Source organism: Paenarthrobacter sp. GQ52 (assembly GCF_059759005.1).
Window position 1 is genome coordinate 38,340 of record NZ_JCAXEJ010000018.1, and the last position, 26,886, is coordinate 65,225.

The window sequence follows — 26,886 nt, forward strand, 5'->3', positions numbered from 1 at the left end:
TGGGCGGGGGCAAGAAAACCGAACGCAAATGCTAAGATGTCGAGGGGTACGGGCCGTCATGTAGAATCCCGACCCAGCCGCGTGTTCGCACAGCGCGACACGGTCTTGCATGAGTTCGAAATTTCCAGGTACGGCAAATAACTGCTGAGTGCTGAGTACGACTGCCTGCATGTGCTCAGCGAATTCCATTATCTTCAAGTCATCTCCATACCGTGGAATGTAGGGGTTTTTGATCTTTGTGATGTTAGAGGACGGGCCCGCCCGTGTTACAAACCGACGACAGACATTTAGTGCTCCTGCTTGACCGCGGGAACTCTTAGCAAGGAGTGATGCTGTGTCTGAACCGTATGCAGCCTGGAGCTCTGGTCGGTTCGACCAAGCGGTCCCTTGCCTTGTGGCCCACTCGATCAACGGCATTGCGGAGGTAGATCACCGCTGGGGTCTAGGCGCTGATCGGGCACACAGTTTGACCCACCGATCCGTGTTAATGATCATGTCGGCGTGTCAGGCGTGGTCGACCCCCAGCGGCCTGCTGGCGCCGAGCATTCCTGTTGTGGCGTGACAATTGTTGTACTCGTAGTATTGCTGGTCGCGTGAGACTACTGCGACTTCATGGCTGAGACGAAGCCTGGCGTCCGCGTTTGCCTGCAGGAACTTCATGGCGGCCATGAAGATGGCGACGTGGGTCGGATGCGATTCCGCCCACCTCTCCATGTCCTCCAAGCTATGCCAGAAGCTCAGGCCGAAGCTCTGCTCAAGGACAGTGCCATTCTCGTCGATGCTCGTCATGTACCTGTTCGCGTAGCAGCCGACTGATGCGCCATCCGCCATCAGGAAGTCCATGCCTGCCTCGAGTTGGGGTTCTACGGCACCAAAATAGGACGCACGTTCTGCGTCGTCGCAAAGACTCCAATCTTGCCCAGAGCGTATGATCGCTAGGTTGTCGTGCGGTTCTACCCGGATGATCCCAGACTTCTCGGGGACGACTGGGTCGCCGAAAGGCTCGAGGGCCTCGGTTTGCGTAATCGGCAGGCGGTCGCGCATGCTGCCCCAGTACCCGTGTTCTTGGATTTCCCCGCTGTATCCTCCTGCGGCCATCCGCGCGGCCCCTTCTGGGAAGGTGTTGGATGAGTACAGGGTTTCAAACGCGCGTGCTTCAGGCGTGACTGCTTCAATCCAGCGACCGTGCCCTGCGGGTTTCAAACCAGCCCCGATCAGTGCGTCGCGGTGTTTCTTGAACCAGCGCCCATAAGCCTCGATGTCGTTCCAGTAAGCAATGATGACCTGGTTATCGAAGCCCTGTTCGTCCGTGTGGATGGCATGTTCACGCGATATAGGTCCGTCCTCTAGTGCACACAGTTCCCACATGCCAGCCGAAGCTACTTTCGCCTCGCTGGAGAGCGGCTGCCTACTCTGGACGCCGAAGAAGGCGCAAACAAGATTGGTGACGCCATCCGCGAATCGCACGGAGTAGGACGGGTAAGGCGGTGTGTAGCTATTGCCCACGCGTTTTGTGCGCGTTCGTTTGACGGTGAGGTGTGTCGGAATTGAGGATTCCATGGCCGGTTCCTGACTGGTGTGTCCGGGGGTCATCTAAAGTTCCGCGAATGCAGGAAGGACTGGCTCTTCTACCTCGGGAGACTTTTCAGTTCTGGAGATGGAATCCGTTGGCAGGGCGGTGCCAACGACGGCCCGCCGAGGAGACTTGTTAAGGACAAGCTGTGTGACATCGGGGCGGGAGTAATGGCCCGCGGGGTCGGCAGCAGCCTTCGACACTGAGATAAGGCCCAGGTCGATCTCAGCGTAGATGAGGCCTTCTTGGTCCGCAGGAAGGGATTCGTGAAGTTGCTGGCCGTCAGGTCCGAAGATGCGGGCATGTCCGCCGCCAGTTTTCAGGAGGGCCTTGTGCAGTTCGGTGGTGCACATTTCGTCCACCATTTCTTGGGATACTGTGGCGCACGGAGCCAGAACGAAACACTGGCCTTCCACAGCGTAGATCCGTGATGCGGAGGTGTTGACCTCGGGCCCGAGGGCATAGGCACCGCCTTCATAGATGGAAAAGCTCGGCCACGCCCCGACGTGGACCTGCTCATTCTGGGCGTACATGGCGTACTTGGACAGAGGCTGCAGGTGCTCCCAACAACAGAGTCCGCCGACACGACCCAGCTTGGTGTCCCACACGGCGAGGTCGCTTCCGTCGCCCTCGCCGAAGATGGTGCGCTCAACATGGGTCGGCTTGAGCTTACGACGTTGGGAGATAGTCTGGCCTTCTTTATCGATGAACCATTGAGCGATGTAAAGGCTGCCGCCATGGCGTTCGCTAAGGCCCATACCGACCATGATGCCATTGTCATTGGCTGCCTTCGAGATCCGATCAGCCTGGGGCGTGCCGTACTCGAGGGAATTATTGAAGTAGCGCTGGGTGTACTGCGGCAGCCACAGGGCCGGGGCATCGAGCCAAGCGTACCAAGGGTAGCCCGGAAGCCAGGTCTCCGGGAATGCAATCAACTCCGCGCCACTACGGGCAGCGTCCTCGATCAGGGTCACCGTTTTATCGATGGTCTTGTTCAAATCCATGAATACTGGTGCTGCCTGGACGACGGCGGCTTTGAACTGGGGGTGATTCATTGTGATCTCCTTAAGCACGTGATGTTAGTCACATTGGTTGGCCTGCGTTCCACGCTACGTGTCACTTTCGAGGGCGTCTTGATCGTGAATCGCATAAGCGTTGACTCTGCGTGTCACGTTGCACGCGCCCATCTGCCTTGCGTAGCCCGCCCATGAGTAGGCGGCCTGGCGCTAGGATTAGGCATGGCCAAAGTTTTGAGCACGGCGGCGGTGTCTCCCCGGAATAGTGTTTCATTCTGGACCGAGACCGTTTCTGATACTTTCGTTGACCTCGATTGCAGGGCAGGTGACGGCCGGGAGTCCATAGAGGGTGAAATAGTTGTCCAGTCTTTGGCGTCGCTTGATTTGGCCCGGGTGCGTGCCTCCGCTCAGTCCGTCCACCGCACACCTGCTGCCATCGATGCGTCTACCGCCGACTATTATTTGGTGGGCGTGCAAACCGAAGGCTCATGTTTGGTAACCCAGGACGGGCGCTCGGCCGCCATCCACGATGGCGCGTTTGCAATCTATGACACCACCCGACCGTATTCACTCCTGCTGACCGACCACTTCGAGCAACTCGTGATCCGTATTCCGAGAACCGCTTTGGATCGCCACCTGCCCGAAGCTTCCACACTTACCGCACTGCCGGTGAACGCGGACCCGGCAGCTGCGCGTCTGCTGGTCAGTACGGTACAGTTCCTTGCGAACGAAATTGACGCCCTGTCCGCAGACGTCGCCTTATCCGTCTCCCAGGGGGTGGAGCATCTGATTGTTGCTGGCCTAGGCGGCGTCGCCAGGGGTGCCGCGGACGCGAACCGCCTCTCTCGGCGTAAAGTTGTGCAAACCCATATCCTTGGAAACTTGGGTGACGAGTCCCTCAGTATCAAATCCATCGCAAGAGAGCTTCACTTGTCTCCGAGTAGCGTCCATCGTGCGTTCGCAGCCGACGGCGAGACGGTGATGGGCTGGGTCTGGCAGCAACGTCTGGCCCGGATCCGGGAGACCTTGTTGACCGGAAAATATGCAGGCACCCTGACAGACTTGTTCCTGACTTGGGGATTCTCAGACCCTGCGCACTTCAGCCGGGCCTTCCGCCAGCGGTACGGCCATGTGCCCTCGGAATTGCTTCGGCCGATAGCCGAAGTGCCTTTCGCTCGCTCTTCACCCAAGAACGATCCGTCCCCTTGAGCTATGACTGAACCTCCGAGAGCCCGATCGTTGCAGCATCTGCGGGGGTGAAGGCGACAGCGACGCTGGATGCCTTCCCTTTGGGTTGCCGACAGGCAGTGCTGAGACCTTGATGATGGGCTACGCTCTGGCCAAGGCGGCCCATTCGACCTTGGCCTGGCAGCATGACGCGAGCGGACCCTCTCGGGACGTCGTTGAGGACTGCGTCTACTCCTGTATGTACGGAAAGAGGGCCATTAAGAGCCCGACGGCGGCGTTTGCGGGAGGTACGGTTCTAACAGTTCACGAGACTGGAATCGCTATTCCTTTAGGGCCGCGCGGGTTTCATGAAGTGATGCGTTGTAGCTGGCTTGCAGGCTGCTCGTCGGACTGCCGAGCGGTCCGACGAGCAGCGCTTCCACGCTGCCACTCTTGACATGGTCCGGCTCTATGAAGGGTCGGAGACCAGGTGACTCCAGTTGAGCGATTACATGGGCGACGTTCACACCTTTGCCTCCGGCGAGCGTTTCGCTTCGACGGAGGCGATGCACTGTTCCAGGCTCGTTGTGTTTCACCAACAGCAGTCGTTCGATTGCCGGATTCAACGGTGCAAAGACGATACTCACGGACCTGGCTCGTAAAAACGTGACCACGTGGTTGACTAAGATCTTCCGCGCTGCGTCAACGTGGACCTAACTGACTGTCACTAGCCCATTTGGGGGCAATGAATACCTTTGTTTATCGGCTCTCGGACGTTCGGCGTAACCTCCCACCAAAGCCTTGTGTGAAGGTCTTAACAACTGACAAGGCGATACCTAGCCGCGTTCGACCGTGCGTTCTCGAACGCGTGAGCTCTGCGTTGTTAACTCTGCGGACCGGGATTGGAGCCTTTTTATGAGGTGAGAAAAAGTCACGGTGTTGTTGGACGCTCGGGCGATGACGAGAGCGCCTTGGACGCCGGCGATGATCTCCTGGGCTTGGAAGGGCGCATCCGCAGCGGGCCAGCCTGCGTCCTCGAGCGCGCGTGTCAACGCGGCAGCCCAATCGTTGAAGTAGCACCGAATCCGCTCGGCGAAGATATGTCTTTCCTGCCCGAGAGCGAAGGCCGCGTAGAGGCACACGAGTTGATTTGATCGGAAGTAAGAATCGCACGCATCAAACATTGCGTCGATGCGGGTGCTGGCTGCGGTTTCGCCCGAGAGCGGTTCGTTAACATTGAGCCTGAACCAATTTGATACTTCGTCTAGTACTGCCAGGGCCATTTCCTCCTTGCCGTCCGGGAAGAAGTTGTACAGACTGCCCTTACCGAGTCCGGTGCTTTGGGAGATCACAGCCATGCTGGCGCCGTTGAAACCGTATGTCCGAAACGTGGACGCAAGAGCGGTGACGATATCGCTGCGTTGCTTGACCATAAGCGGCCTAAAGACCCAGCTCAGTTAGGCCCGCGTGATCCAGAGGGCGGGCTGAAGTTTGCGGCCAGAAAAACATCCGCTCGGACTCTTGGATGGCGACGTCGTTTATGCTTGCGTGACGCTGGGCCATGAGGCCATCATCGGCGAATTGCCAGTTCTCATTCCCGTAAGATCGATACCACTGGCCAGAAGGCGCCCGCCATTCGTAAGCGAACCGTACGGCAATCCGATCAGTGCCAAATGTCCATAGCTCTTTGATCAGGCGGTATTCCTTTTCCATCCGCCACTTTGTCTCCAGAAAATCAACAATCTCCTTTCGGCCGCTCAAGAAAGAGGACCGGTTGCGCCACCGGGAGTCCTTGGTATAAGCGAGGGACACCTTCTCGGGATCACGCGTGTTCCAGGCGTCTTCTGCGGCGCGCACCTTTTGCATCGCGGATTCGAGAGTAAATGGCGGGAGGGGGGGACGGGTCATGAGCTGAACTCCTTGGTCGGCACCGGGCTGATATTACTCTGTACCAATTGGTACAAATCTGCAAGTGGTGCGACCCGTGTGCAGCGGAAGCCACCACCCACCCGGCTGCGACCTAAGCTGGCACGCTGCTACGAAGGCATCCGAAACGTGCAGCAGCCCGGGACAGACGTCCTTTACCCCGCTGACCTATGGGTACCGGTCGTCTCATGTCGAGGTGATGCGGCGCGAACGAACGTCCTGAATGTACTGCGAAAGTTCTCAGCTGGGCACTTGAGGCTTGGCGCCCGGACAGGAGGAGGGATGGTGAGCTACCTGGTCCCGTTGACGTGGTTGCCCTTTTTGCCGGCGAGACTCAAGGCCTGCACAACCATGGAGCGCATGGCGCCAGCACCATGGGCCTCTGGATCGTGCTATCTAAGCGATTGTGTACAGGAGTTCAGGGGTGGTGACGGGTTTGAGGTCTTCACTCTTAACGGCAGCCCCGTAGACGACGGCGTCCCGGAACATCGGGCCGATGCCTGCTGAATGTGCTGCACATTCTCGGAGCAGGTCTCCGATGCGGCGATGGACACTGCGACAGTCATAGAGACGAGTGCGTGACCCAAGAAACAATGACGTCCTGGCGGCAATCATTCGGCCGTACGCCATCTTGGCCCAGACGTAACTCCGCATCGCTCCGTGACGTAGCGCCTGGCCGCTAGAAAAGGCCGCGCGGCGGCTAGAGGAGAATTAGAAGTGCTCCGTTATGAGCCCAGTTACACACAATGGTGACCTTCTCGTGTATTAGTCCTCAGATATGGGGTGAAAACTCGTTCATTCTGGGGCCCGGAGCCCCTCGGGCGGATCGATGCGTGACGATGGAGATGAGCCCGAAGCGTTTGGTCCGGTTAACCTCCCCTCGGTCACTAGTGTCCATACGAAGGCGATGCCGGTGCGCGGGAAGACCCAGCCGTCGAAGCTTAGCGTCACGGATTTGCCGGGTACGGCTACTGGTGTTCTCTCGATGCGGGCGTGTTTGGTGCTGGCGATGAGGTCGAGAACGCTGACTCTGCTGATGTCAGTGTCGCTGTAGTCGAGGGTGACGCTCATGCCTTTGGTTGGCTGGTCGATATCAAAGTGGAGGAGATGGCCGGCTTTGGGCGTGATGGTCTTGTAGGTGTAGGAGATCCGCACCGGCTCTGCTGCTGTGATCCATTCGTGGCCGAGATTGACGCTGTAGGTCTGGCCCGTTTTGCGTTCTGTTCGGCGTATTGGTCGTTTGGCGCCGTCTATGGCGTACTGGACGAGTTCGAAGGCGTCCTTCTTGGTTGCGTCGAATCCTGGGCGGGGGACCATGTACCAGGTGGCCGTTGAGGGTATCTCGCTGATGAGTTCTCGGAATTCGTCTCGGTCGGAGACGCAGGCGAATCGTTGTATTTCATGGCTTGGGATGACGGTGTACTCCCATTTCACGGTGACGACGAATCGGGAAGCGCCGTCGGTCTTCTCGTCTACGGTGGATAGTCGGATGTCCACGTCGACGTCCTGCCAGCGTTCCGGGGCGCGGATCGCCTGGTCGCGAATGTCGGCATAGACTTCTTCGGCGAAGGCCTGGTCGCCGAGCCTCATGGCGAGTACGTTGCAGGCGATGCTGTCGAGCAGTTCAGGAGTGGCTACACGCTTGAGGTCTTCATTTTCGACGGCGAAACCGCGGACCACAGCATCGCGAAAACTGGGCGCAGATTCCTCAAGTAGCCGTCGGATACGTTCGTCTTCGCGGGATTCTTTGTCCTTACCGTCGAAGTAATCCCACGCAGCGCCAAACAGACCGGCTGCGAACAACGTTCCACCGATCTCCGAGAGTGGCATGAATCCCGCCCAGCTGAAGGCTGGGATCTCGTGAATGTGTGCGGCCAAGACCTGGAGCCCGATTCCGAAGCCAAGCGCAGTAAGGGCCACGATGGTGACTTTAAGGCGATAGATGCGTTGAAGATCGTCGTGGCGCATAGGCTGTGCCTTATTATGAAGGAACGCGCACGTTTTGTGAAGAGCGAATGATCCATATTGCTGGCAATAATGAAAGGCGGTTCCTGGTTCCCAAGAACCGCCTCCCTTTCAGGTCAGGGGGTCACAAACCCCCCGCATAAACCGTCGCCGCCGCTCATTCGTTTCACCTCCCGAGTTAGCCATTTCGCCAATGCAAGGACGTCAATCCACGTGGATTGGTCCTTCCTGGAAGAATATCCGATCTTGGGATATTCCGGAAGGCGGGGTCGACTTATGCGGTGGCCACATCGATCTACAGCGAGGAGTACCGGGAGTTCCGTGAACTCCTGCGGCATCTTCGTGTGCAGGCTGGCGTCCGCCAAGTCGAGTTGGCGGAAAAGTTAGGCGTGCCGCAGTCGTTTATTAGCAAGTATGAGAGCGGCGAGCGGCGCCTGGATGTCATTGAAACAGCTCGCATCGCCGAGGCGCTTGGCACCGATCTGGTGAGTGTTGTTCGATTACTCGGCCCCGGCTAAGGCTTTGGGGCTATCCCAGCTCATCTACGGCCATTGCGTTGCTGCCTCCTTACCCAACCGTCATAATTCTGCTTCCAGTGCCTCTGGTAGCCGAATTTCCCAAAAGAGAGGGTGAGAGGGAGGAGTTGAATAAGGACGTTTGTTGAAGACGGACGTCCCTCAATGGTCCTAAGGCCTCCCGGTTGGGCGCTAGGGAGGCCTTGGTGGTTTAAATTGGCTGACACCGCATTCTAGATGCGGTAACCAACCATCGGATTTCTAGGGAAACCGACGGTGGGAATCACGCACTGTAGACGACAAAGACCATCCTGAGACGCTCGTGAACGGTCCACGTCCCGGTCCACCCGACGTATGCGGTGTCACCCGAAGACAGAGGCGCTTCATCTTCGCCGTCGCGCTGAACGGCTATTTGCCTGAGAGAACGTGGACAATTTCGCTTTTGGTGTTGAACTCTCACCTGGACTTACCGGTGTCAGTCCCCGAGTGCAGGAGGCCATACGACCTTCCTCGGATTCGAACTCCCTGCGGCTGCGAACGGTGGCGTCACCGCAAAGGAGTGTTGCGCTTGGGGGAGCGAAGAGGGATTTTTCCAGGTCACTGGCGTCGAGCTCGGCTGCAGGGTATGCGATCCTCATGTAGTTTCTTCTCCTGATGTAGGCGGCCAGGGAGGGCTACAGAGTTCCCGTTCCTTTGACCGGCTTGTATTGGGACGAATCGCTGGCGGACACGTACTGCCTCTCGGTCCTCTTATTTGCCCACTTAGCCGGGCGCTGTTACTTGATCGAAGGGGATCAGGCCCGCGAACGGAGCCATTCGGGTCGAGCCCTGCACGCGGTGTGCAGTCCCTAGGTGAGCGTTGGCGGCGCCGGGTCCGAGGGTCACCATGGCCCACGCCGGGCACTTAGTTCATTTTGCCGTCTGCTTCGGCCATGTTGGCCGTCGCCTACATGACGACTGACGATGGTCTGGATGGCTGAGCCTGGAGACCATCGAGGGCATCCAGGAAGCTGTCACCGGGAACCATAAATGTTTCGTTCGACACTGTGGGCTATGAGTGCATGCACGCTGTTCCTTCTTAGGCAACCATGGTTACGCAGGCAATCCCTGGAGGTTCATGGTCTAAGGAACACTGTCGGCTGATCTCGGATACATGGGTCATCGTCATCTAACCATCTGTGTGGAAGCAGGATCTCGACTTTCAGTATTCAGCACGAAAACCGGTGGCGGCGCTTTCCCGCCCGACTTCGCCGTCCCGGGAAAAGATGGCGCTCTTGGCGTTCATTGGGATGAACTTCAGAGCTTCGCACTTTAACCAGGCGGCGAAGACTGGAAGGCAGTTACCCTGCGTTAGATCTGTCGAACGTTACGGTAGTTGTGTCTTTCCCGCTTACGAGCAGAATGGGGTTTATGTCCTCTGCACGAGTGTTTTTACAATGCAGGATCCCGATAGGCCTTCGACTTACCCCCGGCACTTGACTACTAGTAGGCTTTAACGCGTTGTTCAACGACGAGATGTATGAGTGCAAATACCTTTTCGTCCTCGATGGCTTTTAGCGCGCTGCTGATGGCTTCAGGGATATCATTATCGCGTTCGACCTTGATGCCAAATCCGCCGAAGGCTTGGGCCATTAAGGCGAAGTCTGGATTCCTCAGCTGAGTTCCGGATACGCGCTTGGGGTAGTGCCGCTCCTGGTGGCTTCGGATAGTGCCGTATTCCTGGTTATCCATGACGATTACTAACGGCGTGGCCCCGTATTGGGCCGCAGTTGCGAGTTCCTGACCGTTCATGAGGAACTCGCCGTCACCTGCGATGACTACGATGCGCCGCCCAGGATGATTGAGAGATGCTGCGATACCGGACGGCACCGAGTAGCCCATTGATCCGTTCCTTGCACTGATCATGGATGCGTATTCTCGGGTTGGGAAGTAGCGGTGTGCCCAGTTTGTGTGTTCACCGGCTCCGAAGGTCACCATGGCATTGCGTGGTAAAGAAGGCACCAGGTTGGCCATAAGAGTGTCCATACGTGCTGGACCGCTACTCGGTGCTGCCGGAGGTAGGGCCGAGAACGTTTCCTGCTCGCCCCTCATGCGTGCAGTCCAAGTCTTCCATTCTTCTTTCACTGGCAGGCGAATCTTCGTAAGGTCCCGGACAAAGACGTCGGGTTTGGCAACGATTTGGTAGGAGACTGGCCCTGAACGGCCTCGTAGCGATGAATCAATGGTGACCAGGAAGTTTTTCTTGTGCCAGTCTTGGCGGCAGACGAACCCGTCCGTGATGACATCTCCAGGGACTGTGCCGACAAATATCAGCAGATCCGTCTCTTCTAGTAGGTCGTATGTGGGCCGAGGCCGACCATATCCGATGGGGCCAACGTAGGAGGAGGAGTCGAATGGGACGGTGCCCTCCGTTCGCCATTCCGCCGCAGCCGGGATATGGTGCTCTTCGAGCCATTGTGTGAGCTGATTTGCGCCGTCGTGGGTCCAGTCGTTGCCGCCTGTTACGAATAGGGGTTTTTTGGATGCAGCAAGTGCGTCGGCAATAGCCTCGGAGTCGGCGGTGGTCATACCGCCCGTGGCTACAGGAATTTTAGGATGAAGCCGAGCGGGAATCAGCTGGCGCAGGACGTCTTCGGGCAACCCGACGACTACGGGTCCAGGGCGGCCGCTTTTCGCGGCGAACATTGCCTCGGCGACGATTTCGGAGGCCCTTTCTGGATGGTCTAGGACCATGACTCGCTTGGCGCCCGTATCAAACCAGGACTTGATGTCGAACTCTTGGAAGGCTTCTCTGTCCCGGTGTGCGAAGGGAATTAGTCCGACGAAGAGAACCATCGGCGTGGCATCCTGCCACGCTGTATGCACACCGACATGAGCATTGGCGGCTCCCGGGCCGCGAGTGACCATGGCTACCCCGGGCGTCTGTTGCATCTTGCCGTCTGCTTCTGCCATGTAGGCAGCACCGCCTTCGTGACGGCAGATGATTGTTTCGATTGCTGAAGAATGCAGTCCATCCAAGACTTCCAGGAAACTCTCGCCTGGTACGACGTACGTGCGGTGGACACCGTGCGCCACTAAGGAGTCTACGATTACGTGGCCGGCGGACTTCATCGAGTGCGGCTCTGCATTGTAGACCGCGGTGGGGGCGGGTTCAAGAGCCAGGAATGAAATGGGCGTTGGGGTTAGGTCTGGGGATGGGCCTTCTGAAAGGGGAGGTAGCTGCGGAAGTTGCGCAGGCGTTGTCTGTCCTGACGTCATTGTCATGTATTTGTTGTTCTTTTCGTGAGTCGTCGTGGCCCATGGCGGACCTTGATATGCGAGCCGTTTGGCAGCGAACCGTGCATCAGTCGAGACGCGAGAAGTCCGCTCCCGCCAGCGCTGGCTCAGCGTCCTTTAAAGTGCGGAGTATCGCGCTCGCTGAGGGCCCTGAAACCCTCGGCCCTGTCGGAGCTTGCCGCAATCAGCGCTGAAAGAACTCGTTCGTGGGCGATCCCGTTGGTGAGCGTTGAGTCGTAGGCTGTCAGCACTGCATGCTTGGCCATTGCGCTTGCCAAGGGAGCTGACCTTGCGATGTCTGCGGCCACCTTTGTTGCTTCGGTCTTTAGCGACTCAATGCTGACCACCCTGCTGACAAGCCCGCAGGCGAGTGCTTCGTGACCGTCGAGCCTCCGTCCGGTGAGGAGGAGGTCCATTGCCATGGACTTACCAACGGCCCTGACAATTCGTTGGGTTCCGCCGGCGCCCGGGATGATACCGATGCCAGTTTCGGGGAAGCCAAATTGTGCGTTCTCGGCTGCAACAATGACGTCGCAAGTGAGAGCAAGTTCAAGTCCACCGCCAAGTGCGTAGCCGGATACGGCTGCCACCAGCGGGATTTGGATCGCTGCCACTGCGTCCCAGAGTTCGCTGAAACCGCTTGTGTACAGGTCGATGGGTCCTGCGCTGCCGAGGCTCCCTACGTCCGCTCCCGCGGCGAAAGCTCGACTGTCGCCCTGGATGACGACTGCCCTGGTCGTGCGGTCTGACTCCAGCTCGCGAAGGGTTTCGACGAGTTCAGTCAGCAGCTGACGGCTCAGGGCATTTCGCTTTTCTGGGCGGTGGAGGGTGGCAATGGCAATGTCGTTCGAACGCTCCAGAAGAACTAGCCGGTCGGTCATCGGGTTCGCCTTTCGGTCAGCATGCTCACTGTCTCATCGCGGTGTGCGGTTGCTGAAACTATTCTTTCGGCGGTCCAGAGGTAGAAACCGGCACCGCTTTTTGTTCCGAGGGCACCCTCGGCTACGCGCTCTGTCACCAGCTTTGGCACCTCAGTGCCGCGGCTGAGTTCAGGCAGGAGAACTTTCGAAACCTTCTCCACCGTGTCCAAACCCGCGAGGTCCATAAGCTCAAGGGGTCCTGAAGCGGACCAACGGGGAGCGAGGGTGGTCACCACGGCACGATCAACGTCCTCGATGGATGCGACGCCAGTCTCTACTAGCGCGATCGCTTCACGCAACAGTGCGTACTGCAGTCTGTTGACGACGAATCCGGCGATGTCGAGCTTGACCTCGATTACGTCCTTCCCAATTCGCGAGCATATGGTCTTAACCCTTTCGACCGTTTCTGTCGTTGTCTGCTCACCGCGGACGATCTCGACTAAAGGCATGACAGCTGGCGGATTGAACCAGTGGAGCCCAACTACCCGACCGGGGACGTTGAGACCATTCGCTATATCTGTGATCGGCACGCTGGAAGTGTTTGTGGTCAGGAGACAGTCACCGGGAACTACCGTCTCGATGGCGGAGAAGATACTTCGTTTGATTGCCACGTCTTCAATGACATTCTCACTAACGAGACTGGCACCCCTGACGGCGTCTTCGAGTATTGTTGTGGTGCTGATCCGTCCCGCAGCGGCCCCTACCCTCTCACGGATAGCATGCAGGGCTTTGGCGAGAGTGTCCTCGCTCCGAGAGAACAGTGTGACTTCGTATCCGTGAGCGGCGAATACGCCGGCGACGCCGGCACCCATAGTGCCCGCTCCAATCACTGCAACCCGTTCGTTGTACGTCATGATCAGACCACCCCAGCGGCGTGAAGCTCTGCAATCTCAGCAGCGGTAAGGCCCAAGTCGTGCTCGAGTATCTCATCTGTATGTTGTCCCAGGAGTGGTGCTAGCAGATCGGGCCCTGCCGTTGCGGTGCTGAAGTGAACAGGTTGGGGAACTACCCGCACTGTACCTGCTGTAGGGTGCTCTACTTCCTGGACCAGGCCACGATGGGCGGCATGAGCGCTCGAAGCGACCTCCTCGATATTCCAAATCGGAGCTGCAGGCACTCCTGCTTGCTCCAAGGCGTCAACGATCTCCTCAACCGTATGCTCAGAGGTCCATTCTTCGATGATTTTGCGCAGCACGACTTGGTTGTTCAGACGGCCTGGATCTGAAGAAAACCTCTCGTCGTGAACGAGTTCTGGCCTCTTGATAGCATGACTGAGCCGGACGAAGAGGGGATCGTTAGCAACAGCGATGACTACGTGACCATCGGCCGCGCTGTAAGCATCCATCGGTGCGCTTATTGGATGGCTGTTGCCGATGCGGCCGGGAAGTTCTGCGCCGCCCAGCATTTGGGACAACGAAACGAGCTGCAGCGAAAAGATCGAGTCGAGCATGGCGACATCAACGTGCTGTCCTTCGCCGGTCTGGGCTCGTTGCAGGAGCGCGGCCAGGGCCCCCCACGACCCGTAAATTCCGGCCACAACGTCACCAACTGCATCACCGATTCGGGTCGGCGGACCGTCCGGCCATCCGGTCACACTCATAATCCCGCCCATGGCCTGAACAATGTGGTCGTAAGCGGCCCGAGGAGCGAGCGGCCCGGTTTGACCGAAACCTGAGATGCTTACATACACAAGCCGAGGGTTGATTTTCCTCAACGTCTCGAAGTCGATGCCCAGACGAGTAGTCACGCCGGGCCGGAAGTTTTCTACGAGAACGTCGGTTTGCTCGATGAGCTTCACGAGCAGAGCATGTCCTCGTTCGGACTTGAGATCGATCGTTACACTTTTCTTACCGCGGTTGAGCAGCATGAAGTACGTGCTCTCACCGTTGACGTGAGGCGTAAAGTCACGGGAGTCGTCACCGCGACCTGGAAGTTCGACTTTCGTTACCGTCGCGCCGAGATCGCCCAGCATCGCTGAGCACAATGGCCCGGCCAGCACTCGAGCGAGGTCGAGCACTCTGACACCGGCGAGAGGGGCGGGTCGTTGAGTAGTGTTAGTCATGTCCATTCTTTCCCTTACTTCGTGGACTCGCCGCAGGCAACGGAGTCCGAGATGAGTGAATCGAGGGTTCCGGCATCGATGAGTGCACGTATCGCTTCGATGTCGGGGTACATCTCACGGTCACTCTTACGAGTGCTCACGACAGATCGAATTGCGTCGTAGACGGCTCCCGTGCCATGGCCTGGCCGTAAGGGATATTGAAAGTCGACGCCTTGGGCAGCGCAAAGAAGTTCAATCGCGACGATTGAAACCGCGTTGCTGACCGCGGTGCGTGCTTGGACGGCCGCTGAAACGCCCATACTTACGTGATCTTCTTGGCCTGCACAGGTAGAAACGGTATGAACCAAAGCCGGGGCAGCCAGTGCGCGATTCTCGGCAGCCAGCGCTGCAGCTACATATGGAGGAATCATAAATCCGGAGTTTCCGCTGCTCCCACTCTCGATGAGGAATGGTGGTAGTTCGCTTAGGTGTCGGTTCGTGAGCCGGTCGGATCGTGCCTGGGACATAGTGCTCACTTCGGCAACAGCGATGGATAGAAGATCGAGCGCGATTGCAGTGGGTGCGCCGTGGCCGTTTCCACCGGGCAGCGCGACGAGTTCGCCTTCCTCGACGACAAAGACTGGATTGTCGGTAACGGAGTTGATTTCCGTCTCAATGACCCTTGCGGAGTAATTGATCGCGTCCCGGGCAGAGCCGTGCACTTGCGGGATACAGCGGAGGCTAAGAGCATCTTGGAGTCTGTGATCGCGGTTTGCGGCGAGGATTTCACTGTCTGCTAATATCGCGCGCATCCTTGCGGCGGTTTCGATCTGTCCTGGGTGCGGCCGCATTGACTGAAGGCGCTCGTCGTAGCCCCGGCTGTTGCCGCGAAGGGCTTCCAGGCTGAGAGCGCCTGCGGCATCGGCAACGGCAACGAGAGTTTTGGCTTCGGAGACAGCCAAGGCACCAAGTCCGGTGATCTCATACGTTCCGCTCAGTAGGGCGTGGCCTTCTCGCGGTCCAGGAGCATAGACGTCGATACCAGCCCTGCGCATTGCCTCAGCTCCGCTGAGAAGTTCACCATCGAACCATGAACGCCCCAGCCCAAACAGAGATAACCCGATGTGCGCGGTCCCGATGAGGTAGCCAACCGAACCTTGCGACGGTGCCCACGGTGTTACACCGCGATTCAGCATCTCTGCGAGAGTCAAGACAAGACGGGGACTGACCCCACTTGCACCCTGTGCCAGGGCTTTGATCATGGTCGCCATGATCGCACGCACGACTTCCTCACTATGTGGTGCGCCGACGCCACTGGCATGGCTTTTAAGCATATTCAGCTGCACATCGGACACGCTGCCGGGAGCTAGCTCTACTGAATAGAGGTCACCAACACCTGTGGTGAGCCCGTACATTGGGCGCCCCGAAGCGAGGGCCCCGGCGATGAGCTCATGGGTGCGATGCATCGTTTGAAGGGCGTTTTCCTCCACTTCCACGTTGGAGCCCTTGGCGACTGCCACGATTTCATCAATGGTCGTGGTCTCCAAGCCAAGAGTGATTGTCTGGGCAGTCACCATCAGACCACTTCTACGTTTTTATAGGCCACCATGGGGATGCGGACGCCGCGTTCGTTGGCGACTTCGACGGCGCGGTCATAGCCGGCGTCGACGTGGCGGATGACGCCCATGCCGGGGTCGTTGGTCAGGAGCCGTTCGAGTTTTTCCGCGGCCAGGTCGGTACCGTCAGCGACGGAAACCTGCCCGGCATGCAGGGACCGGCCGATACCGACACCGCCGCCGTGATGGATCGACACCCAGGTAGCACCCGAAGAGGTATTGATCAGGGCGTTGAGCAGCGGCCAGTCAGCAATCGCATCAGACCCGTCAGCCATGGACTCGGTCTCCCGGTACGGAGACGCCACCGAACCCGAATCCAGGTGGTCACGACCGATCACGATCGGGGCTTTGACCTTGCCCTCGGCGACGAGCTGGTTGAACAACAGGCCCGCCTTGGCGCGCTCGCCGTACCCGAGCCAGCAAATACGTGCCGGCAGGCCTTCGAACTCCACCCGCTCTGCAGCAGCATCAAGCCACTTGTGCAGGTGCGTGTTCTCCGGGAACAACTCCTTGATCGCTTTGTCCGTCACAGCAATGTCCTCCGGATCACCCGAGAGCGCGACCCAGCGGAACGGGCCCAGGCCCTCGCAGAACAACGGACGGATATAGGCCGGGACGAAACCGGGGAACTCAAACGCCCGGGTGTACCCGCCCTTGCGTGCCTCATCACGGATGGAGTTGCCGTAATCGAACACCTCAGCCCCGGCGTCCTGGAACTCCACCATCGCCTGGACGTGGCGGGCCATGGAAGCCTGGGCCTTCTTCGTGAACCCTTCCGGATCGGCTTCGGCCTCGGTGTGCCACTCGGCCACCGTGATGCCCTCCGGCAAATACGACAACGGGTCGTGCGCGGAGGTCTGGTCCGTGACCACATCAAAGGTGATCTCCCCGGCCTGGTGCCGGCGGAGCAGTTCCGGGAACACCTCTGCGGCGTTGCCCACGTAACCGACGGACCAGCCGCGGCGCTCGTCCTTCGCGGCCTGGACCTTCGCGATCGCGGTGTCCAGATCGGTTTCGACCTCGTCCAAGTACCGCTTCCCCGCACGACGACGCAGGCGGGACTCGTCCACATCAACAATCAAGCACGCACCGTCGTTCAGGGTCACCGCCAGTGGCTGGGCGCCGCCCATGCCACCACAACCACCCGTCAACGTCAGGGTCCCGGCCAGCGGCCCCTCGGTGGAACCCGCCACGGCAGGTGCCGGGTGGCGGCCCTCCGCGGCCAGCTTGTTCCCCACCGCAGCGAAGGTTTCGTAAGTGCCCTGCAGGATGCCCTGGGTACCGATGTAAATCCAGGACCCGGCAGTCATCTGCCCGTACATCATCAAACCCTCAGCCTCGAGGCGGCGGAACTCAGGCCACGTCGCCCAATCCCCGACGAGGTTCGAGTTCGCGAGGAGAACGCGGGGAGCCCACTCGTGGGTGCGGAACACGCCCACCGGCTTGCCCGACTGCACCAGGAGGGTTTCGTCCTTCTCCATGGTTTCCAGGGTCCGGGTAATCGCATCAAACGCAGCCCAGGAACGCGCTGCGCGGCCGGTTCCGCCGTAGACCACCAGGTCGTCCGGGCGCTCCGCAACCTCAGGATCCAGGTTATTCATCAACATGCGCAACGGCGCCTCGGTCTGCCACGACTTGGCAGTAAGCTCAGTACCCCGCTTGGCCTTAACCGGACGGGCACCAGAAGTGAAATCGGCAGTCATAGTTGTCTTTCCTTAGGGTCTTTCGGATTACGCAAGGTTCTTAGACTTGAGCCAGTCTGTGGCGACAACGTCGATGCTCTCTTGCTTGGCGAGCCGACCGTTCATGTGAATCAGATCTTCTGTGGTCAGTGCGGCCGAGATCGAATCAAGAACTTCAGTGACCTTTTCGTTGACCTTCTCACTGGCAATGATTGGAACGATGTTCTGTGCGGGGAACAAGTTCTTGTTGTCCTCTAGCGCCACCAGGTCGTTGCCTTCGATGGCAGGGTCGGTGGAAGTGAGGTCCGCTACTTGAATCTGGCCGTTGAGGAGGGCAGTCAGGGTGAGAGGACCAGCCACGTCCAGAGTTTTGAATTCCTTGAAGGCGAGTCCATAGACCTCTTTGAGCCCTGCGACACCTTCGTGGCGGGTCTTCCACTCTGGGGGCCCGCCCAGAACCAAGTCGCCAGCGACTGGAACCAAGTCCTCGACCGTCTTGAGGTTGTATTTGTCCGCCGTTGCACGTGTCACGGCCAGGGTGTCTGAATCTTGGGCGTCGGAGGGCGTCAGCATCGAGATGCCCTGAGGCAACGCATTTTTCAGTTCGGCGGCGACTTCCTCAGGTGTGTGTGCTTGAGCGTCTTTCTTTAGATAGCTGAGGGTGGCGCCAGCGTATTCGGGCAGGAGGCTGATGGATCCGTCTCGGAGGGCGGGCACGTAGACCTCGCGGCTTCCAATGTTCAGTTTTGTGTTGGTCTTGACTCCGGCGGAATTAAGGGCCTGCGCATAGATGGTGGCCAGTAACTGGCTTTCGGGGAAGTCAGCGGAACCGACAGTGATGCTATCGCTCGCTTGGGCGGATGAATCCGCTTTAAGCGGATCCCCGCCGCCGCAGGCCGTGAGGGATAGGGTGCTGGTGGCGATCAGTGCCAGGGCAGCAAGAAGCGGCTTTTTCATTTTGGTCCTTTGAGATAGGGATTTAAACGCTGGGTGGCGGTGGGTGGGAGCTGGCGGCTTTAGACTGTAACGACTCGCGTAACCCGACGGGTGATACCGCGGGAGACTGATAACCGCGCGATGACGCCGATTGTGACATCAACGACAAGGGCCAGCAAGGCTACGAGCACTGCACCTACGAGCATCTGCTCGTAGTCATTTTGTGCTCTTCCATCGATGATCAGTCGGCCCAAGCCTCCTAGCGAGACATAGGCTGCGATCGTGGCGGTGGAGATGACTTGGAGAGTGGCTCCTCTCAATCCGGAGAGAATCAAGGGCAGCGCGCAGGGAACTTGAACCGAGAAAAGGACCGATAAGGGGCGAAGTCCCATTCCAACAGCTGCGTCGACTGCTGCCGGATCAACGGCCCGGATTCCTGCATAAGTGTTGGTCATGATCGGCGGCACGGCCAGAAGGACAAGGACAATGAGACTAGGTACCAAGAACGCCAAATCGGACGCGTACAACGGCGCAATTACGATGACGAGCATGATCAGCAGCCCGAGGGTTGGTAGTGCCCGCAGTGCATTTGCCACTCCTGCGATGAGGAATGTGCCTTTGCCCGTATGACCCACATACATGCCAATGGGAATGCCAATTGCCGCAGCTATCAGAAGAGCGATTGCGGTGTACAACAGGTGCTGGCCGAGAAGCATGGAGATCCCGTCCGAGCCAGTCCAGTGGACGGGGTCCATAAGCCAGTCGATCATGGCTTCACCACCTTCGGGGTCCACGGTGTGAGCTGGCGGTTCAACAGAACAACGAGACCGTCAAGAATTACAGCCAAAAACAGGCACAGGACGATACCAACGATGATGGGTGTGAGGAAGCGCAATTGAGCACCTTGGGTGAATAGCAGGCCAAGCTGCGGTGTTCCAATCAGGGCGGCGATTGAAACCACGCTGACGTTTGACACTACCGCGACCCGCAGTCCGGCTGTGATGACAGGAATGGCAACAGGAAGCTCGACTGACACGAGGCGCTGAAACGTCCGATATCCCATGGCCGTCGCAGCCTGAACTGTTTCCGGGGCAACAGAGTCAAGACCATCGGCGACAGTGCGAACAAGAAGCGCCACTGTGTAGACCGTGAGGGCAACAACAACATTCAGCGGATCAAGGATTTTCGTCCCGAGAAGGGGCGGGAGGAGAACGAACAGCGCCAGGGAAGGGATCGTGTAGAACAGTCCGGTAGTGCCAAGGATGATGGACTTGAATGAACCGCTTCGGGCGGCGGCCCAACCCAGTGGCAGCGCGATCAACAGCCCTAGTGCGACGGGCAAGATCGACAGAGCGACGTGCCAGCCTGTAAGCGCCAGGATTCCCGCCGACTGTTGGGAGATCCAATTCAAGTTCATGAGGCCACCGCGCTTTGAGATGACGGATGAATTTCATCCAGGGAATTTATGGCGTCTGTGGCATTGACCGTTCCGAGTAGAGCACCGTCGGGATCAACCACGACTCCGCGCCTGCTGGGGGAGCTAAGTACCGCATCGATTATCTGACGCATTGTTCCGTTGACTGGGGCGAGAGTGCCGCTCAGGTTTAATTCGGCCATCGTAACCGGACCGGTAAGGGTGCTGGGTTCTACCCAGCCGACGGGCCGATTAAGCTCGTCAACAACCAGCAACCAGTTGTTCTTTGTGATGACCCGCGCCAGTTCTCTCGTCGATCCCAGCTGAACCGTCGGTTCGGGCTTAATGCCGAGTCGGGGGTCCGCCGTCATGAACCCGAGTGAACGATAGCCGCGATCGCGGCCAACGAAGTCTGCGACGAAGGAGTCCGAAGGATTAGTCAGGAGCTCCTGAGGCGGGGATATCTGGGCGAGCTTGCCTCCAGTCCGCATGACGGCGACCATATCTCCGAGTTTCAGCGCTTCGTCGATGTCGTGCGTGACCATGATGATGGTCTTCCCAATCTCGCGCTGTAGCCGGAGAAATTCATCCTGGAGCTGGGCACGCACAACTGGGTCCACAGCGCTGAAAGGTTCGTCCATCAGCATGAATGCAGGATCGGACGCCAAGGCACGTGCCACGCCGACACGTTGCTGTTGGCCGCCTGAGAGCTGCCAGGGATAGCGCTTGGCGAAGCTAGATGGTAGTCCCACTCGTTCCATGAGTTCGAGCGCGATAGTCTTTGCCTGCTTTGGAGCAATGCCTGCCAAGCGCGCTGTCGTTGCTACGTTGTCAACGATCGTGCGGTGCGGAAATAGCCCGGCATTCTGGATCACGTAGCCGATCCGGCGTCTTAGGACAGCTTCGTCCATACCGGTCGTCGGCTCTCCATTAAGGCTGATGGCCCCGGATGTCTGTCGGATGAGGCGGTTCACCATACGCAGCGAGGTTGTTTTGCCGCAGCCTGACGGGCCGACGAGTACTGTAATCTTTCCCGTGGGCGCCACCAAGGAAAGACCTTCAACGGCGTTGGTACCATCCGGATATGTCTTAGTGATGTTTTCGAAACTGATCATGCTGAGGTCTTCTCTTTCAAAGAGGTCACCGCACCCGGTGGGGCGATGATGGAGATGGCTTCATCGACAAGAAGTTCGCCAATTCGGGCTACTTGCTCGTCATTCATGCGGTAGCTGGGGACGACGCTTGACAGGGTAGCGACGACCCGATGGCCCACTGTTATGGGAGCCGCGATTGCAGTTACATCGGATTCGACGCCCTGCCGTACTACAACGAAGCCGGACTCACCGGTCTTACCGGTTAGTACCGCACCTGCCGCAGTTCCTTCTAGGGGAATCGTGCGGCCGACCCAGCTGGCGTGACGGACGGAGTGTGTTCCCTCGACTATCGCAATGTAAAGGGAGGTTTCTCCCGCACCGCGGATGGACAGGTAGCAGGATTCACCTGTCTGCTCGACCATTCGCCGCATTGCATCGCTTGTAAGCGATACAAGGGACTCGTTCGCGAGGGCGAGTGCGCCGAGTTGGACGAGTCTGGCGCCTGGGGTAAAGCGTCCGTCGACGTCCCTTCGAATGAACTCCTGCGATTCGAGAGTCCGCAGCAGCCGCAATGCGGTGCTCGCCGAAAGGTCAGTGTCACGGGCGGCGTCCGAGAGCGAAATAGATCCTCTGTCGCAGACAACACCCAAGAGAGTGAGGGCTCTGTCCACTGTTCGAGTTGAAGACTCGGCCATGCTTCAACCTCCTGTCGTCTTTGACACTACGGCTAGAAACTTCAGGCTTGATTGGCCCGATTTCCATTAAGTAAAACATCAGTGCCATTCAGTGACAAGAGTTACCAGTAAAAATATTCACAACGACCACCAAAGGGCCGGCGGGAGTTCATAGGGTGGTCGGTAATGAAGCCGGAATCAGGGCGGCGCGAGCCCACATAAGCGGCCATCTAGCCCGACGGGGAGCTTGTGTCGGTAAGACGACGCTGCTGACCGACATGGCCAAGTTCATGCTGGGCCCGACACGCAACTTCGACCGTGACGTGGCTAATGATGTCTCTGTCTCGTCAGTGCCTTTGATTCACTTGAGCCGATCCGCGCGAAGACAGAAATCTAAAGGCCCCTCTTACCGGTGTCGGTCTCAAGAAGACCTCGCCCCGGGAGAAGGACGATTCCTCCCTCAAGGATGACGCGGGGCTGTCTCCGGTATGGCTGCGGCTGCAGAGGTGTGCCCCGAAGGGGCGAGACGGCAACGCTGGGTGCGTGCAATCGAGATTCTTGAGAGTGACCCGATGTTTCCCACGGCTGGGCTGTCGACGCTAGTCGCGTCGGCGGATGAGACGTTTAGGAACTACCGCGAATCTTCCGTCGGGTAAGTTCTGGGCACAAGATCGTTCTTCTCACCATTTACTCGTTTGGTGGAGACAGTTGTCGAAAGCACGCTCGTGCTGATGGATGAGCCGGAAGCTCATCTCCATCCGCCTCTTCTGTCCGCTCTAGTGAGAAGGTCTATGAGCGACCTTCTCACTAACCGGAACGGATTGGCGATCGTAGCCACCCATTCGCCTGTGTGGTTCTCCAGGAAGTTCCGAGTACCTGCGTTTGGCGGTTGGACCGTGTGGGCTTCAAGCTGAGTGCAAGAGGGCCCTCTCTGGAAACCTTTGGCGAGAAGGTGGGAACTTTGACCAAAGGAAGTTTTCGGGCTCGCAGTTGAAGGCGCAGGGTATAACGATCATTTCTGGCACCTCGACGACAGCCGATCTAAGACCAGACCTATGTCACGTGGAGGGGTCTACACCTTAAGTTCACGATTCGTCCCAAGAAGGGTGCGGACGAAGAGGATGCGATAGTACTGGCCAGCCGCGCGTACCATGATAGAACATTATTGGCCTCAATCCAGGTCTGCTTTGTGGGGGAGAAACCCGGCAGTCTATGGACCTTCTCGGGCGCTAGCCCATTTGCGAGGCCGATAACTTGGTTCAAGCCTCGAACCTTCTACCAGCGATGAGGCCTCCCTGGTTCAGCCCACGATTGAGTGGGCTGACGACTGGCGAGCGAGGTTCGCTCGTCCGAAATTCTCGGTCCCCGCCAGCTAGGGTCGTTCTGTGTCTATATCTGAACTTGCCGTTGCCCTCTCCCTATTTAGTCTCATCGTCGACAGCCTAGGTTTGGGCTGGCAACTGGTTCTTTGGAAGCTTGGAAACCGACGGATTCGGATAGTGCTAAAGCATGGGCTGAAGGGACCGAATGCGGTCGTGTCGAGTAGCATCGACCGAGAGGGTCAGATTCGAGACTTGGACCTAATGCCGCGTCAAGGCTTTGACGGAGAATCGGCTGCTTTCCCGGGGGGCTATGAGGCAGGCCGAGTGTTCCTGGGCAGGAACGAGCGGCGCACATCCTCATGTTGTTAGGGGTGCTGCACTTCGATCGTCGGCGGGCGCCCCGTACCTAAGTGGTTTAGCTATTTGGCAGTCCAGACCGCCCGGCTGACGCACCTGCTGCTTTGGCCGCGGCAGCTATTGACTCGCTCGATGGCGTAGTTCGACCTAGGCGACCAGTCGCGATCCGCGGCTTCAATACGCAAGTTCGCGCTGATCGAGTGACGCGCGCGGACGGTGATTATCTGGACGGCACCTAACTAGACCATGTACACAGACCTATGCCGAGCTTAAGATCCAGTCTTGAACGCACTCTTCGTCGTAAAGAGCGCACAGCCCATCCTTGGGAAACCGAATGGCCAAGGGCACCCGATTTCGACCGCGACCTCTCCCGCCAAATGTTCCCGCACTTCCGAGAACTTCTCCAGGGTCATCTCGCCCTACAACTTTGACCAACCGGCGTTCATTTTCAGGTGTCATGTATTCGCCCATGAGACAGTTTTGTCACGTACGTTCCCGATGTGCAAATCGCCGGATGTTGAGACGGCAGAATCAAACCACGGAAAGTATTGAACGAACTTCACCTGGTCGAGTCCGCATCTGGCCAAAGCGAGTTTCGCGGTCGACGATAGGATTTCCACCGTCCCTAAATGTCACGAACCAAAGGACTTCCGCCGTCCAGGATTTATCCCGTGCTAAGGGCTCCGATGGAAGCAAGACGTGGCCTTACGTTCCGTCACGTGCTCATGCCACGAGCCGCAAGAACTGTCGTCCTGAGGCGGATGACTGGAGCCGTCAGATACTTGGTTCATCTCAGTGAACAATGGCCGAAACGAGATACGCCGAAAGTTCCCCCGCATTCAGCTTATGCGCCTGCAGCAGCTCTGAAATACTGCCGGCATCCGAGAAGTCTGAGCTTGCTGCGGCAACGCTAAATGATCTGACAGACTCGACAAGCGAATCCAAACCCTTTTCTGTAAGTACCTGCATCCCGGGTACGAGCGATGCGTCCTTCCATAGCCGGGTTTGTTTGTGTACTAACACCGGGACTGATGTTGCGTCAGCGCCGTACCTTTGTTTGAACCACTCCTGCGCCTGGCCAAGCTGGGCGGCGTCTCGCTTGGCAATGAACGTTGCGTTCGAGCCGCTCTTGGCTTCAATCACCCAATATGTGTTGGCTCCCAGGCACCACAGATTGTCGGGTCCGCTGCCATCCTGTTCCGGTCGTTCAGATTCAAGACCGATGTGTTTGCCGAGCATATAGAAAGCTTCCTCGAAGGCGTCGACTCGATCGGGATCAAATTTGAGGTCATCCAGGAGGGCTTCGAATCCCAGCAAGAGGGAAGCGCGTCCGCTAAAGCTTCGGCTAAGGGAGTCAGCGCATCGTTCTGGCTGGGCCCCTACATAGCTTAGCTTCGCATGTGTCATGCCATTCAGCGGTCGGGCGACGTGACCATTTGCTCGCCGGGCCTCAACCAGGAGGCCCTGCGCCCTACTGGGATTGGTGTGATGCAAATAGGTGGCGGCTTGTTCGAGCAGCCATCCCTTGGTCTTTGCGGCGTCACAGCCCTGAGCAGCTTCTCGAAGCAGATCCACAGAGGTCTTTAAATCGCCAAAGGTGGCGGACTCAAATGCTTTACGCCGCGCGGTGGCCATGCTGTCCACAGTCGGGCTCGGCTCGGCGACTTCGTCAAGAGCACGTTTGGCGAAGGTCACCCAGTCCTGATCTCGGTCCAGCACTTGCTGAGCTGTGGTCAGGATTTCGGACAGCGAACGGTTTGAGAGACTGTTGGCCACCTCCTTCGAGGCCTTAAGCTGGGCTTGTGTCGCAGGACTGAATAAGTGCAAGGTCCGCGGGTCGACTGTCAGCTGAGCTAATCGATGCCCGAGCAGGATCACGACGCAGTGATCCTCATTGCTGCGCACCCCTCTTCCCATGCCCTGCTCGATGCGTTGTACCTGTCTCAAGTCAACGCCAGTCTCGTATGAGGTCAGCAGGGATTCAAGCCTCTCCTCGCCGCTGAAAGACTCGGGCAGACCATCGATCACGAGGATTCTGCATGCATCTTGAGGGAGGTCGATTCCATCATATTTATTGGCCAAGAGTACTAACCCGACATGGTTTTTCGACTTGAGCTCCTTGACAACATTGTCTATGTTTGTTTCTTCCCCGACCGAGGCGGCGAATGCACGCCGATTAGCAGTCGGCCATCTATCCATAGCTTTCTTGCTTGGAACAAGCACGACCGTGTTGTAGTGGGCACTCATCTCGGCGATCTTGGTGCGTATAGCCTCGTCTGAGAGATGGGGGCTTATTGCTTGGGGTGCAAGAATCAGGCGCTCGCCAATATCACCGGCCGCAAGTGGTGTTATGGGGTTCGCGATGCTAGCTGGCTCCGCGTTGAACGCGCTGACCAGGATGCTCTCGTTCGGTAGCGTGGCTGACAGGTAGACGCGACGCTTCGCGGTTTTGAAGGATGTGGAATGCCCAACGGGGGGGAGATGCGGCGTAACTTGCAACTGAGCTGAATCAAACACGGCACGGCAGAGGGGTAGTACCTCGGCAACCGCGGGCCACGCAAAAAAGAGAGGATCATCTTCATTCTTCGCGATACCCCGAAGAATGCGTCGAGCTCGATCTAACTTTGCATGCCAAGCCCAGAACGGTACCTGAACGAGGGCCCCGCGATCCTTTTCGACAATATCTAGATACTTTTCTTCAGATTGTTGCCTTATTTCGCGTTCGAATAATTCAAAAAGCTGATTATACGCTTCGTTTGCTCGGGGAATTCTCAGGGAAAGAGCATCCCTCACAGTTCGTTCGGCCGCGTGCGCGTCATCAATGACGACACTGCCGATCGGTAATGGCGCCCTTACTGCCCTCTTTTCGGAAAACACGTTTCGTCCGTTGAATAGCTTGTTGGCGTTTACGACGGCGATGGCAGAGCCCGATAGGTAGTCGGCATGCTCCGGATCCCTGACCGTTCGGATACCGACATTCTCGGCATCCTTGACAACTTGCCCGGCCAGAAAGTTATCCGGTGCTACGTAGAGGCCCGGACCGAGACCTTCGTTTATGTAACTTTGAAGGATAACCAAGCCGTCAATGGTTTTACCGCCACCGGTGTTAACCCGAATGAGGAGATCCTGCTCGTTGCGACGCGAATGCCATTCAGTTAACACCTGGGCTTGCACGTCTCGGAGGTAACCGTAGCCGGGCTTCTTATTGGGCAAGAGTCTGTAAAGCTGCCGCGGTTCGACAGGTGCGTCGTCGCTCGACTGGCGCAATAAACGCGAGAAATCCATCGTACCCCTAAGAGAAAGTAGCCCAACGTGGGTCAGTGGGCTCTCAGGTTACTGCATCGCAAACGTCATTATCACCGAAGCGATGATGTTCCCGTAGCCAGGCGGGC

22 protein-coding genes are annotated in these 26,886 nt (G+C 58.0%); 3 read left to right on the top strand and 19 right to left on the bottom strand.

The features are described 5' to 3' along the window. Positions 1-504: 504 nt before the first annotated feature. Positions 505-1,560, bottom strand: coding sequence for a phenylacetaldoxime dehydratase family protein (locus AC6CH8_RS18575; protein ID WP_498191820.1), 1,056 nt, complete (start codon positions 1,558-1,560; stop codon positions 505-507). A 33-nt stretch (positions 1,561-1,593) separates the two neighbouring features. After that, positions 1,594-2,628, bottom strand: a complete 1,035-nt coding sequence (locus tag AC6CH8_RS18580; RefSeq protein ID WP_498191821.1) for a carbon-nitrogen hydrolase family protein — start codon at positions 2,626-2,628, stop codon at positions 1,594-1,596. 183 nt (positions 2,629-2,811) lie between these two features. On the opposite strand from AC6CH8_RS18580, the gene AC6CH8_RS18585 reads away from it, so the two are divergent. Continuing rightward, positions 2,812-3,798: an AraC-like ligand-binding domain-containing protein gene (locus AC6CH8_RS18585; protein ID WP_498191822.1), complete on the top strand. Its 987-nt coding sequence runs from the start codon at positions 2,812-2,814 to the stop codon at positions 3,796-3,798. A gap of 299 nt (positions 3,799-4,097) precedes the next feature. Here AC6CH8_RS18585 and AC6CH8_RS18590 read toward each other — a convergent pair whose 3' ends face one another. From AC6CH8_RS18590 to AC6CH8_RS18610, 5 genes are all read right to left on the bottom strand, one after another. Continuing rightward, positions 4,098-4,403 carry a hypothetical protein gene (locus AC6CH8_RS18590; protein WP_498191823.1) on the bottom strand — a complete coding sequence of 102 codons (306 nt, stop codon included), beginning with the start codon at positions 4,401-4,403 and terminating at the stop codon, positions 4,098-4,100. A gap of 189 nt (positions 4,404-4,592) precedes the next feature. Then, complete coding sequence (locus AC6CH8_RS18595) at positions 4,593-5,189, bottom strand: TetR/AcrR family transcriptional regulator (protein ID WP_498191824.1); 597 nt, start codon at positions 5,187-5,189, stop codon at positions 4,593-4,595. A 7-nt stretch (positions 5,190-5,196) separates the two neighbouring features. Next, entirely contained in the window at positions 5,197-5,664 is a 468-nt protein-coding gene (locus tag AC6CH8_RS18600) for a nuclear transport factor 2 family protein (protein ID WP_498191825.1), read from the bottom strand. Between the two features lie 414 nt (positions 5,665-6,078). Beyond that, complete coding sequence (locus AC6CH8_RS18605; protein ID WP_498191827.1) at positions 6,079-6,336, bottom strand: hypothetical protein; 258 nt, start codon at positions 6,334-6,336, stop codon at positions 6,079-6,081. A gap of 141 nt (positions 6,337-6,477) precedes the next feature. Then, the gene (locus tag AC6CH8_RS18610; protein ID WP_498191828.1) at positions 6,478-7,650 is read right to left on the bottom strand and encodes a hypothetical protein; all 1,173 of its coding nucleotides are present in this window, start codon (positions 7,648-7,650) and stop codon (positions 6,478-6,480) included. A 278-nt stretch (positions 7,651-7,928) separates the two neighbouring features. Here AC6CH8_RS18610 and AC6CH8_RS18615 point away from each other — a divergent pair, with 278 nt between their 5' ends. Further along, a complete protein-coding gene (locus tag AC6CH8_RS18615) occupies positions 7,929-8,165 on the top strand; it encodes a helix-turn-helix domain-containing protein (protein WP_498191829.1) in 237 nt (78 codons plus the stop codon). A gap of 1,479 nt (positions 8,166-9,644) precedes the next feature. Here AC6CH8_RS18615 and AC6CH8_RS18620 read toward each other — a convergent pair. From AC6CH8_RS18620 to AC6CH8_RS18670, 11 genes are all read right to left on the bottom strand, one after another. After that, a complete protein-coding gene (locus AC6CH8_RS18620) occupies positions 9,645-11,273 on the bottom strand; it encodes a thiamine pyrophosphate-dependent enzyme (protein WP_498191830.1) in 1,629 nt (542 codons plus the stop codon). 272 nt (positions 11,274-11,545) lie between these two features. Then, positions 11,546-12,319 carry an enoyl-CoA hydratase-related protein gene (locus tag AC6CH8_RS18625; protein WP_498191831.1) on the bottom strand — a complete coding sequence of 258 codons (774 nt, stop codon included), beginning with the start codon at positions 12,317-12,319 and terminating at the stop codon, positions 11,546-11,548. Further along, positions 12,316-13,212 (bottom strand): 3-hydroxyacyl-CoA dehydrogenase family protein, encoded by an 897-nt coding sequence (locus tag AC6CH8_RS18630; RefSeq protein WP_498191832.1) that lies wholly within the window; start codon positions 13,210-13,212, stop codon positions 12,316-12,318. Before AC6CH8_RS18630 ends, AC6CH8_RS18625 begins: the two co-directional genes overlap by 4 nt. Before the next feature lie 2 nt (positions 13,213-13,214). After that, a complete protein-coding gene (locus AC6CH8_RS18635; protein ID WP_498191833.1) occupies positions 13,215-14,420 on the bottom strand; it encodes a CaiB/BaiF CoA transferase family protein in 1,206 nt (401 codons plus the stop codon). Positions 14,421-14,434: 14 nt separating this feature from the next. Then, entirely contained in the window at positions 14,435-15,976 is a 1,542-nt protein-coding gene (locus AC6CH8_RS18640; RefSeq protein WP_498191834.1) for an HAL/PAL/TAL family ammonia-lyase, read from the bottom strand. Further along, positions 15,976-17,718, bottom strand: coding sequence for a urocanate hydratase (gene hutU, locus AC6CH8_RS18645; RefSeq protein ID WP_498191835.1), 1,743 nt, complete (start codon positions 17,716-17,718; stop codon positions 15,976-15,978). The genes AC6CH8_RS18640 and hutU overlap by 1 nt, the downstream gene beginning before the upstream one ends. A 27-nt stretch (positions 17,719-17,745) precedes the next feature. Further along, positions 17,746-18,654: an ABC transporter substrate-binding protein gene (locus AC6CH8_RS18650; protein WP_498191836.1), complete on the bottom strand. Its 909-nt coding sequence runs from the start codon at positions 18,652-18,654 to the stop codon at positions 17,746-17,748. Between the two features lie 59 nt (positions 18,655-18,713). Beyond that, entirely contained in the window at positions 18,714-19,403 is a 690-nt protein-coding gene (locus tag AC6CH8_RS18655) for an ABC transporter permease (RefSeq protein WP_498191838.1), read from the bottom strand. Continuing rightward, a complete protein-coding gene (locus AC6CH8_RS18660; protein WP_498191840.1) occupies positions 19,400-20,050 on the bottom strand; it encodes an ABC transporter permease in 651 nt (216 codons plus the stop codon). The genes AC6CH8_RS18655 and AC6CH8_RS18660 overlap by 4 nt, the downstream gene beginning before the upstream one ends. Further along, positions 20,047-21,162: an ABC transporter ATP-binding protein gene (locus AC6CH8_RS18665; RefSeq protein WP_498191841.1), complete on the bottom strand. Its 1,116-nt coding sequence runs from the start codon at positions 21,160-21,162 to the stop codon at positions 20,047-20,049. Before AC6CH8_RS18665 ends, AC6CH8_RS18660 begins: the two co-directional genes overlap by 4 nt. Further along, entirely contained in the window at positions 21,159-21,836 is a 678-nt protein-coding gene (locus tag AC6CH8_RS18670) for an IclR family transcriptional regulator (RefSeq protein ID WP_498191843.1), read from the bottom strand. Before AC6CH8_RS18670 ends, AC6CH8_RS18665 begins: the two co-directional genes overlap by 4 nt. Positions 21,837-22,474: 638 nt before the next feature. Here AC6CH8_RS18670 and AC6CH8_RS18675 point away from each other — a divergent pair. Next, positions 22,475-22,729 carry an AAA family ATPase gene (locus AC6CH8_RS18675; RefSeq protein ID WP_498191871.1) on the top strand — a complete coding sequence of 85 codons (255 nt, stop codon included), beginning with the start codon at positions 22,475-22,477 and terminating at the stop codon, positions 22,727-22,729. Between the two features lie 1,557 nt (positions 22,730-24,286). Here AC6CH8_RS18675 and AC6CH8_RS18680 read toward each other — a convergent pair. Continuing rightward, the gene (locus tag AC6CH8_RS18680) at positions 24,287-26,779 is read right to left on the bottom strand and encodes a helicase C-terminal domain-containing protein (RefSeq protein ID WP_498191844.1); all 2,493 of its coding nucleotides are present in this window, start codon (positions 26,777-26,779) and stop codon (positions 24,287-24,289) included. Positions 26,780-26,886: the final 107 nt, after the last annotated feature.